Here is a 1053-nt window from a genome sequence, read left to right on the forward strand (position 1 = left end):
ACTGGAAAGGAACATGGAGTCTGGGGTTGCAACAGAAAGAGATACGGCAACTGGAAGCCCGGAGAGAGACTGGTTTTCTTCATCGAAAACAACGGCGTTGCAATTTGTGAGATAACTGGAGAGCAGTTCCAGTCTGACGAAATCATCTGGGAAGACAACCTCTTTCCCAACAGAATAAAGTTTAGCTGCTCGAATGTTCTAGAGGGAAAGAGTGGAGCCGAGCTTCAGGCTTCGATAAAGAAGATTCTGAGGGAAGGTTACGGTCCCACTTATGGAACACTAATTCTTTTCGGAACGAAGATACCCGAAGAGCTCGAGAAAAGGATCGAAGAGCTCATATAGATTTCTCCAATAAAAAACATACAGACCTTCTGCGGAAACCGGCAGAAGGTTTTTTGACTCATAGTGAATCGGGAAATCTCTTCGAATTCTGAAATCTATGAATCTGAAAACGCGCATACGTTATTCTAAATATGAGGTGCGTTCTCGATGTATTCACCATACCCCATCGACAAAGGGCCGTCGACACATCACTCATCTCTGTGCTCTGAATCTTAGATTCCCGCTTGAGCGGGGGGGACCGCTTGCGGTTGAAAGATCCGCTTGTTAGAAGAAGCTGATCACCGAGCGCTTTGAGGAGCGTTAAGGATTTTGACTGAAGCACTTTGAGAATTGTCTTTCTCTTCCTTCTGAAGGCACCAATGCGACCGCCGATGCTTTCCACCGCACTGCGTCTTATGCTTTGTTCTTCCTTCAAAAACACCCTCCATCATTTCAAGGCCTTCCTCTCTCAAGGGAGAATCGAGCTCTTATTGGGAGCGACAACAGTCTTCAAAGGGTTGCTTCACAACCAGTACGCAGGACCCTTCGAGAAATGAGTCTGACGAGCTCCGCTAGTCTGATTCTTTGCTCTCGAAAAGAACGAGATACTGAAGCGAATTCAGGCGGGGTGTGGTAGTTTTTTGCTTTCGGGTCTTTAACTTGCAACTTGGAACTGACAACTTGCAACTGCTCTTCGAAGAACAACTCTTAATGCTCTTGATCTTAAATCCC

General features: G+C 46.2%; 1 protein-coding gene. It reads left to right on the plus strand.

What is annotated here, in order from left to right:
* On the plus strand, positions 1-342 hold a 342-nt coding region (locus tag BG32_RS15670), incomplete at its 5' end, for a hypothetical protein (RefSeq protein WP_183084350.1).
* Between the last annotated feature and the right edge of the window lie 711 nt (positions 343-1053).

The organism is Mesotoga sp. HF07.pep.5.2.highcov (assembly GCF_003666285.1).
Classification (GTDB): domain Bacteria; phylum Thermotogota; class Thermotogae; order Petrotogales; family Kosmotogaceae; genus Mesotoga; species Mesotoga prima.